Here is an 8,461-nt window from a genome sequence, read left to right as displayed (position 1 = left end):
TTTAATTTTCTTAAAAATTTGTATTAATTTTTGAGTTATGATTTGTTGTGTAAAAAATTTTTCACCAATAGAGGCAACTGTTTTAATGCCAATCACACTATTGGTAATAAACACCTCATCACATTCCAGTAATTCTTGTAATATTAATGGCTCTATTCTAACTTGTAAGCCTAATTCACCGGCAATTTTCAATACCATAGCACGACGCGTACCTGCAATACCGCATTTGTCTAAATTTGGTGTTAATAATACTCTATGCTTTATAGCAAAAATATTCCCTTGCGTGACTGAGATAACACAATCATTATCATCTAACATAATGCACTCATCAGCACTCAAATCACTGCGTGCTAATATTTGCTCAAGGCGATTACAATGCTTGATATTAGACAATAATTGATTGTTGGCATAGCCACTGTGACAAATACTCAGTGTATATTCACTCGGTACTTCTAGCATCATAGATACAATAACAAGTCGCGTTGGCTTTATGTACTCTTCAAACCCATAGCCCCTCCTACTTTCACCACGAGAAAGGATAATTTTTACCACTGCATTAGTCATGTTAGCAACTCTTAGTGCCGCACTAATATCTTCTAGCCACACTTTTTCACTCACTGGATTGATTTTTAGCTGTATGCGCCCTTTTTCTAATCGCTCAAAATGTTGTGACCAAAATAATAAGCTGGTATTTTCAGCCACGCAGGTTTCAAACAAACCGTCGCCGAATTGAATCAGGCGGTTAAAAACGCTGAGTGTAGATTGTTGCTTTCCATTAATTAAAACGACTTCTTTCATAGCTTACATTATAATGAGACCTTCATGAAAAAAATACTCAAAGTATTTAGTCACAACTTATTAGACAGCGCCAAAGACTTGGCTCCGATTGTATTGGTAATTGGTTTTTTTCAACTCGTTGTGCTGCAACAAAACATTCCCAACCTTTTCGACATCGTTCTTGGCACAGGCTTTGTCCTATTGGGTTTAACTTTATTTGTCTATGGTTTAAATCTAGGGCTCTTTCCAATTGGTGAGGCTTTGGCATTTGCCTTTGTAAAAAAAGGCTCAATAATATGGTTACTGGTATTTTCCTTTGCACTCGGCTTTGGCACCACAGTAGCAGAACCCGCACTCATTGCAGTTGCCAATGAGGCTGCCAATGTAGCACAACTCGGTGGCTTAATAAAAGAAATAGAATTACAACCTTATGCACAAATGCTTCGCTATACAGTAGCAATATCAGTCGGATTCTCAGTGCTGTTGGGCGTATTGCGCATCATCAAGGGGTGGTCGCTAACCTACTTAATTATCGGTGGCTATTTAGGGGTTATTATTACCACCGCTTTTGCACCTGACAATATTATTGGTATCGCTTATGATTCTGGTGGCGTTACCACTAGTACTATTACTGTGCCACTGGTAACTGCATTGGGCGTTGGTTTAGCAAGTTCAATTCGTGGTAGAAATCCAATGACTGATGGCTTTGGTATGATTGCCATTGCCTCACTATTACCGATTATTGCTGTGATGATTTTTGGCATGCTATGGTAGATTTATTTCAACCCTTTGTTGACATGCTTTGGGATGTAGCCCCTATTGCTTTGGTATTATTTGGCTTTCAATTTCTTATCCTTAAACAGAAAATTCCGCATTTAAAGCAGGTCATTATTGGCTTTGTTTTGGTGTGGATTGGGCTGACTTTATTTATTGTTGGGCTGGAAAAAGCACTTTTTCCGCTTGGAAAACTCATGGCAGACCAGCTTACCAGTGTTGATTTTATTGGCACTAATACTAATTGGGGCAGTTACTATTGGGTGTATATTTTCGCCTTTGCCATTGGATTTGCCACCACCATTGCTGAGCCTTCACTCTTGGCTGTTGCCATCAAAGCCAATCAGGTATCGGGTGGTTTTATTAAAGTTTGGTCACTTCGTATTACCGTGGCACTCGGTGTTGCAGTGGGTATTTCATTGGGCAGTTTCCGTATTGTAGCTGGGTTACCAATTCACTATTTTATTATTATGGGTTATGTGATTGTGTTAATACAAACCTATTTTGCGCCAAAAAATATCATTGCTTTGGCCTATGACACGGGCGGGGTAACCACTTCTACCGTTACTGTGCCTTTGGTTGCCGCCCTGGGTTTGGGTTTGGCAAGTACAATTGAGGGGAGAAACCCAATTATTGATGGCTTTGGACTGATTGCCTTTGCTTCATTATTCCCGATTATGAGTGTGCTGGCATATGCACAAATAACAGATTTTTTAAATAGGAGAAAAAAATAATGCACTTTAAACTGATTATTGCCTTTGTTGATAGCAACAAAACTGAATTAATCCTTGAAGCAGCTAGAGATAAGGGCGCTACAGGATCAACCATCATTTCTCAAGCCCGAGGTGAGGGTTTGAAACACAACAAAACATTTCTAGGGCTCAACATTGAAACGCCAAGAGATGTACTATTACTACTCGTGGAGCAACACCTTTCTAGAGACATATTAGAAATCATTGCGCAAGCGGGAGATTTCGAATGCAATGCTCAAGAGGGCATCGCCTTTCAAATTGATGTAGAGGATGCACTTGGCGTGGTCCATCAGATTCAAGCACTAACACACACAGTAGAGGAGAAAATATAATGATAAATAATACAGCACCCACCTTAGTAAAAGATATTATGTGGACGCAAGTCGATATTGTCGATTCAAAATGCACCGTACAAAATGCACTCAATGATATGCAACACAAAAAAACCAAAATGCTTTTGGTTGATAAATCTCATGATTATGATGAATATGGCGTAGTATTAATTGCCGATATCGCCTCTAAAGTTATTGCTAAAGACCGAGCGCTTGAGCGTGTTAATGTCTATGAAATCATGACCAAACCTGTTATTTCTGTCCATTCCGATATGGATATTCGTTATTGTGCTAGGCTATTGACTCGCCTTGGTTTATCTCGTTGTCCGGTGTTAGACAACGGAAAAATAGTGGGTGTGGTTAGCTTGACTAATATTGTGCTAAATGGCTTGCATATAGTATAGTCCCAAGCATCATCTATATAAGAAAATTATCATATACTGATACATTTGCACTATATAAGCAAACTGTTAGAATGCATCATTGTTTTAACTTTTAATGAGAGGAAATAAAAATGAATAACACTCTAAAAATAACTTTTTTTGGTTTTGTTTTATATCTAATTAAGTGGATATTAATTGCAATTGGTGCAATCGCAACTTACTACATAGTGTCATTACAAGTGCAATACGGCGTAACCAGCAAAGTTATCAGCGAGATGATTTCACCAACGCTACACCCAGATGCAATGGAAAAAGTTTATATGCCAATGACCAACAAACTGCTTGATACTGGTGATATCACTATGGCCTCTGTCGTACGCATTCCAGTGGCTGATGACCTTTCAAACGAAGATATAGAAGAAGCAATGGAATCTGTTGCAATAGAAAGAAGTATTCGTTCGGTGGGTATGTTACCACTTTCAGAAATGGTTGAATTACAAACGGGTGAAAAGCAGCGTTATTTAAAGATTTATCAATACTGCTCACCTAGAGTAGCGATGACAATGGTTGACCATTCAGATGCATTCTCAGCATACCTGCCTTGTCGTCTTGCAGTGATTGAAGACAAACAAGGGAAAAAATGGATTTACACCTTAGATATGGACCTCATGATTTATGGTGGTGCACCATTACCACCTGAATTACTCAAAAAAGCAATCGCAGTCCAAGCAACAATTGATGCTATTCAACAAGCCGGTGCAACAGGCGACTTCTAAAAAAGTCTGTGGTTATTTTAAAAACCGCTCTTTTGAATGGTTTTTTATTGCTTAAAATAACACACTTATGAAACCCATTTACTTTGACCTTGATTTTGGCGTTACTTGTATTGACACACAGCATATACGCAATGATTTTGTTGCCGCTTATTTGATTGAAGACAATAAACGCGCCGCTTTTGTGGATACTGGCTGTTATCTGTCGGTACCGATGCTACTTGCAACACTTGATGAAAAAAACATTAAACGAGAAAATGTCGATTACATTATTCTAACCCATATTCATCTTGACCACGCAGGTGGTGCAGGTGAGTTAATCAAGTACCTACCCAATGCTAAAATCATTGTACATGAATACGGTGCAAACCACTTAATTGACCCATCAAAATTACGCTCTGGGGTGATTAAGGTATATGGTGAATTGTTCTTCAAGCAATGCTTAGGCGATTTAATCCCAGTACCTAAAGATAAAATTACCATTGCAAAAGACTTTGATAACATCACACTTGGCGAGCGCACACTAAAATTCATTGACACCCCTGGTCATGCTAGACACCACATATGTATTTGGGATGAAAAATCCCGTGGCATTTTCTCTGGTGATACCTTGGGTGTAAGTTACAGAGAGCTTGACACCACGCAAGGAGAATTAATTTTCCCGCCAACGACACCAATTCAATTTGACCCCGATGCCTGGAAAAATACCCTTAAACAACTGATGGAATTGCAACCAAAATACGCTTACTTAACGCATTTTAACCGCATCGAATTCACACAAAAATCTGCTGATATGTTGATAGCGCATATTGATGGCTTTACTAATATTGCTAAACAAATGCAGGGCCATGTAAATCGTCATAAAGCCATTAAACAAACTTTGCTTGAGTACTTATTAGAGATTGCTAAGCAACATGGTGTTGTCTTAGATGAAACTCAACAAATTAAGGTTTTTAAAGGTGACTTAGAAATCTGCGCTCAAGGCTTAGGTGTTTGGCTTGATAAAAGTTAATAGTAAGAACAGCAATAATCAAGCACTTCTTTTACTTTAAGCTTAAAGCTAGCATTTTTTGGCACTTCAAATGAAGTGCCTTTGGTAAAAGTTTGCCATTTACTTTCATTAGGCAATAACACATCTACCTCACCCGCTTGAATTTCCACCAATTCATTATCATCGGTATCAAACTCATAATCACCCACCATCATAATACCTAAAGTCTTCTTGCTACCATCGGAAAACTCAATAGTACGACTACTCACCTTGCCATCAAAATAAATATTGGCAGCTTTAACAACGCTTACATTTTCAAAACTTGACATAATTCTTCTTAAATTTGATTCAAAATATATTGTGTTAATAATGGCACTGGCCTACCTGTTGCACCTTTTTTGGCGCCACTTACCCATGCAGTACCTGCGATATCTAGGTGTGCCCAACGATAATCTTTGGTAAATCTAGACAAAAAACAAGCAGCGATTACACTACCTGCCTTACCTCCCCCACACACGCCAATATTACCCATATCGGCAAAATTTGATTGGAGTAATTCATCATATTCATCGTCAAGTGGCAACTGCCACGCTGTGTCTATCGCACTTTTGCCTGCCTCAATCAAATCATCAGCCAAGCTCTGGTCATTCGCCATCACACCTGAGTGATGCTTGCCTAATGCCATAATTACCGCTCCTGTTAAAGTTGCAACATCAATCACCACTGCTGGATCAAATTTTTGCGCGTAAGTTAGTGCATCGCACAAAATTAAACGCCCTTCAGCATCGGTATTGAGAATTTCAATGGTTTGCCCTGACATTGATTTCACCACATCGCCTGGTTTTGATGCATTGTGTGCTGGCATGTTCTCAACCGCTGGCACCACAATGGTTAAATTAACTTTAAGTTTCATCTCAGCTACCGCACGCATCGCCCCAAGTACAGAAGCTGCACCGCACATATCGTATTTCATTTCATCCATGCCTGCACCAGGCTTAAGAGAAATACCACCACTATCAAAAGTCACACCCTTACCCACCAAAACAATCGGTTTGGCGTTACCCTTACCTTGGTAACTTAGGCTAATCAATTTTGGCGGCTCAATTGAACCCTTAGAAACCGACAACAACGAACCCATACCAAGTGCCAACATATCGGATTCTTCCAGCACTTCACATTTAAGCCTAAATTCTTTTGCCAACTCCTGCGCTGTTTGTGCTAAATAAGTGGGTGTACAGATATTAGAAGGCATATCACCCAATGTACGAGCAAGCGCCATACCATTGACAGTTGCCAACGCCTTATCAATACTACTTTGCTTACCACTCTCAAAGGTGACGCTTTGCAATGCATTTTCCTTAGGCGTCTCTGCATCAATTTTTTGCACTTGATAGTCATTATTCGCTATCGCTTGAGTGACAATATAAACAAAATCATCAGCTTCAACAGAGATAAGCACAGGTAAAAACAACGCTTTTAAATTGAACTGATTGGCAGTATTTGCCAAAGTCGTTGCCAACTTTTGTAGCATTTTCCCATTAAGTGCTTGCTCTCCTAGTCCAATTTTTAGTTTATTAGCGCCCTCAAATTCCACCTTGTTCAATTTAAGCGTCTTATCAAAAACGACTTGTGCTTCTGTGGTAAATTTATTAATTTTAAATTTCATTATTATTACAATCCATTCTTATAAAATGCGTATAATTTTACCATTTCACACCCCGCCATTGTATGTTTAAATTATTATTCGTTGTTTCACTCCTAATTACCAATATTTCTTTTGCCAATAAGGCTGATATCGCAAATGGACTCAACCGTTTTTTTGGGGAAGTTAAACACAAAGATATTATGAAAACACCCTTTAACGGCGTGTATGAAGTCATTCTCCACAACCCCATTGATTCAATACTTGTTTCAGCTGACGGAAAATACTTAATTAAAGGCGATGTCCTTAATTTAGAAACGCTTGCTCCCTTAAAGTCTAGCACTCGTGTTAATGCACTCAAACAATCTTTAATTAATGCCATTGCTGACAAGGATAAGGTTATCTATCCAGCAAACAATGAAAAATATAGTGTCCATGTATTTACTGATGTTGATTGCCCATTTTGTAAAAGACTCCACGCACAGGTCCCCAAGATGAATGAACTGGGTATTACAGTAAAATATCTTGCTTCACCACTGGCATCGCTACACCCGGCAGCACAAGGAAAAATGGAAAAAATCTGGTGTGCAAAAGACAAGCTCAAGGCAATGAATGACTACAAAACCAAGAATATCGTACCTAACTCAAGCGACTGCGCTAATCCTGTTGCACAGCAATTGCAACTATCACAGCAACTAGGCGTACAGGGTACACCCGCTATTTTTCTATCTGATGGCACGCATATTCCAGGTTACTTACCTGCCACTAAACTCTTGAAAATAATCAAACAAACGCTTGGAGAGTAGCACTCGAGTACTCGCTTTAAAGGCGATTATTTGGGTTGTTTTAGAAAAAAAATCACTTTCTGCTTTTGCTTATCCGCAAGATGTTAGTTCACTAACAAAGTCTTTGGCTTTTGGCACCATTCGTTTTTATCATCAACTCAATGACATTGTTTCTGGGTTGTTAAAGCATTCACTTGAAAAAGAAGACTTAGACATCCATTGTCTAATGTTACTCGGTGCTTATCAAATACTTCATTCTAATATTGCACAGCACGCCAGTATTTATGAGACTGTTGATATTGCTGATGGGCTTGATAAGCCTTGGGCAAAAAAATTAGTCAACGCCATCCTTAGACAAATCCAGCGTGATAAAGATAGAATTTTAACGCAAACGCATCACTCACACCCAACTTGGCTGTTAAAAAAAATCAAGCAAACTTACCCTGATAATTTTGAGAAAATATTTATCCAAAATAACACCCAAGCACCCATGACACTTCGCTTGCATCCACAGCATAATATTGACACACATCTTGATGCCACCAACATTAAAGTCGCACCACAGGCACGACTATTAAATCAAGCCGTTAATGTTTATCACCTTCAAAATTTCGATAAAGGCTCATGTTTTGTACAAGATGCTTCAGCGCAATTAGCTGCACCACTATTAAATCCAAAAAACACTGACTTAATTTTAGATGCCTGTTGTGCACCAGGTGGAAAGACTACACACTTAAGTGAGCTAGCACCCCTATCTAAGATTATTGCATTAGACAGTGACGCTAATAGACTTAAACGCGTGCAAGAAAACATTGAGCGGTTTAGTATTAAAAATATCACGCTTTTTCAAGGAAAAGCACAAACACAAGATTGGTGGGATGGGCAACATTTTGACAAAATTTTACTTGATGCACCCTGTTCAGCCACTGGCGTTATTCGTCGTCATCCTGATATCAAATTACTACGCAAACCCAAAGATATTAGCGCCTTGGTTACCTTACAAAAAGACATTCTCAATAATTTATGGACAATGCTTAAGCCAGGTGGAACATTACTCTATGTCACTTGCTCCATCCTAAAAAGTGAAAATGAAGAGCAAATTGCGCAGTTTTTACAAAACCACTCAGATGATGCAATAGAGGAGAAAATCACGCTTGATTGGGGGCTTGAAACCACTCATGGCAAACAGCAAATACCCTGTTATGAGTTTGATGGCTTCTATTACGCCATACTCAAAAAAACTGGTGTAGAA

The 8,461-nt window shown here is 38.8% G+C and carries 11 protein-coding genes; 8 read left to right on the top strand and 3 right to left on the bottom strand.

What is annotated here, in order from left to right; all coding sequences use genetic code 11:
* Positions 1-798, bottom strand: a 798-nt coding sequence (pabC, locus tag BAZSYMA_RS06075) for an aminodeoxychorismate lyase (RefSeq protein ID WP_090716709.1), incomplete at its 3' end; no start/stop codon positions are given.
* 24 nt (positions 799-822) lie between these two features.
* On the opposite strand from pabC, the gene BAZSYMA_RS06070 reads away from it, so the two are divergent.
* The 6 genes from BAZSYMA_RS06070 to BAZSYMA_RS06045 all read left to right on the top strand — a co-directional run bounded on the left by BAZSYMA_RS06070 (position 823) and on the right by BAZSYMA_RS06045 (position 4,803).
* Positions 823-1,551 (top strand): DUF1538 domain-containing protein, encoded by a 729-nt coding sequence (locus tag BAZSYMA_RS06070; RefSeq protein WP_090716707.1) that lies wholly within the window; start codon positions 823-825, stop codon positions 1,549-1,551.
* Positions 1,545-2,285, top strand: coding sequence for a DUF1538 domain-containing protein (locus BAZSYMA_RS06065; protein ID WP_090716704.1), 741 nt, complete (start codon positions 1,545-1,547; stop codon positions 2,283-2,285). Before BAZSYMA_RS06070 ends, BAZSYMA_RS06065 begins: the two co-directional genes overlap by 7 nt.
* The gene (locus BAZSYMA_RS06060) at positions 2,285-2,635 is read left to right on the top strand and encodes a P-II family nitrogen regulator (protein WP_090716702.1); all 351 of its coding nucleotides are present in this window, start codon (positions 2,285-2,287) and stop codon (positions 2,633-2,635) included. The genes BAZSYMA_RS06065 and BAZSYMA_RS06060 overlap by 1 nt, the downstream gene beginning before the upstream one ends.
* Complete coding sequence (locus BAZSYMA_RS06055) at positions 2,635-3,039, top strand: CBS domain-containing protein (protein WP_090716701.1); 405 nt, start codon at positions 2,635-2,637, stop codon at positions 3,037-3,039. The genes BAZSYMA_RS06060 and BAZSYMA_RS06055 overlap by 1 nt, the downstream gene beginning before the upstream one ends.
* A 110-nt stretch (positions 3,040-3,149) precedes the next feature.
* Positions 3,150-3,794, top strand: coding sequence for a DUF302 domain-containing protein (locus BAZSYMA_RS06050; RefSeq protein ID WP_090716698.1), 645 nt, complete (start codon positions 3,150-3,152; stop codon positions 3,792-3,794).
* A 67-nt stretch (positions 3,795-3,861) separates the two neighbouring features.
* Positions 3,862-4,803: an MBL fold metallo-hydrolase gene (locus BAZSYMA_RS06045; protein WP_090716696.1), complete on the top strand. Its 942-nt coding sequence runs from the start codon at positions 3,862-3,864 to the stop codon at positions 4,801-4,803.
* Here BAZSYMA_RS06045 and ppnP read toward each other — a convergent pair.
* Together ppnP and BAZSYMA_RS06035 are read right to left on the bottom strand one after the other, a co-directional pair.
* Positions 4,800-5,111, bottom strand: a complete 312-nt coding sequence (gene ppnP, locus BAZSYMA_RS06040) for a pyrimidine/purine nucleoside phosphorylase (protein ID WP_090716694.1) — start codon at positions 5,109-5,111, stop codon at positions 4,800-4,802. The two genes, BAZSYMA_RS06045 and ppnP, sit on opposite strands and share 4 nt — an antisense overlap.
* 8 nt (positions 5,112-5,119) lie before the next feature.
* A complete protein-coding gene (locus BAZSYMA_RS06035) occupies positions 5,120-6,448 on the bottom strand; it encodes a leucyl aminopeptidase (RefSeq protein WP_090716691.1) in 1,329 nt (442 codons plus the stop codon).
* A gap of 62 nt (positions 6,449-6,510) precedes the next feature.
* Here BAZSYMA_RS06035 and BAZSYMA_RS06030 point away from each other — a divergent pair, with 62 nt between their 5' ends.
* Both BAZSYMA_RS06030 and rsmB read left to right on the top strand, forming a co-directional pair.
* The gene (locus BAZSYMA_RS06030; RefSeq protein WP_090716688.1) at positions 6,511-7,230 is read left to right on the top strand and encodes a DsbC family protein; all 720 of its coding nucleotides are present in this window, start codon (positions 6,511-6,513) and stop codon (positions 7,228-7,230) included.
* Positions 7,220-8,461 (top strand): 16S rRNA (cytosine(967)-C(5))-methyltransferase RsmB (rsmB, locus tag BAZSYMA_RS06025; protein ID WP_143243123.1); only part of this gene is annotated, 1,242 nt, incomplete at its 3' end. The genes BAZSYMA_RS06030 and rsmB, both read left to right, overlap by 11 nt.

Source organism: Bathymodiolus azoricus thioautotrophic gill symbiont, assembly GCF_001298715.1.
Classification (GTDB): Bacteria; Pseudomonadota; Gammaproteobacteria; order PS1; family Pseudothioglobaceae; genus Thiodubiliella.
The sequence above is the reverse complement of the archived record's forward strand: the minus strand, read 5'-3'. Positions and strand labels throughout refer to the sequence as shown.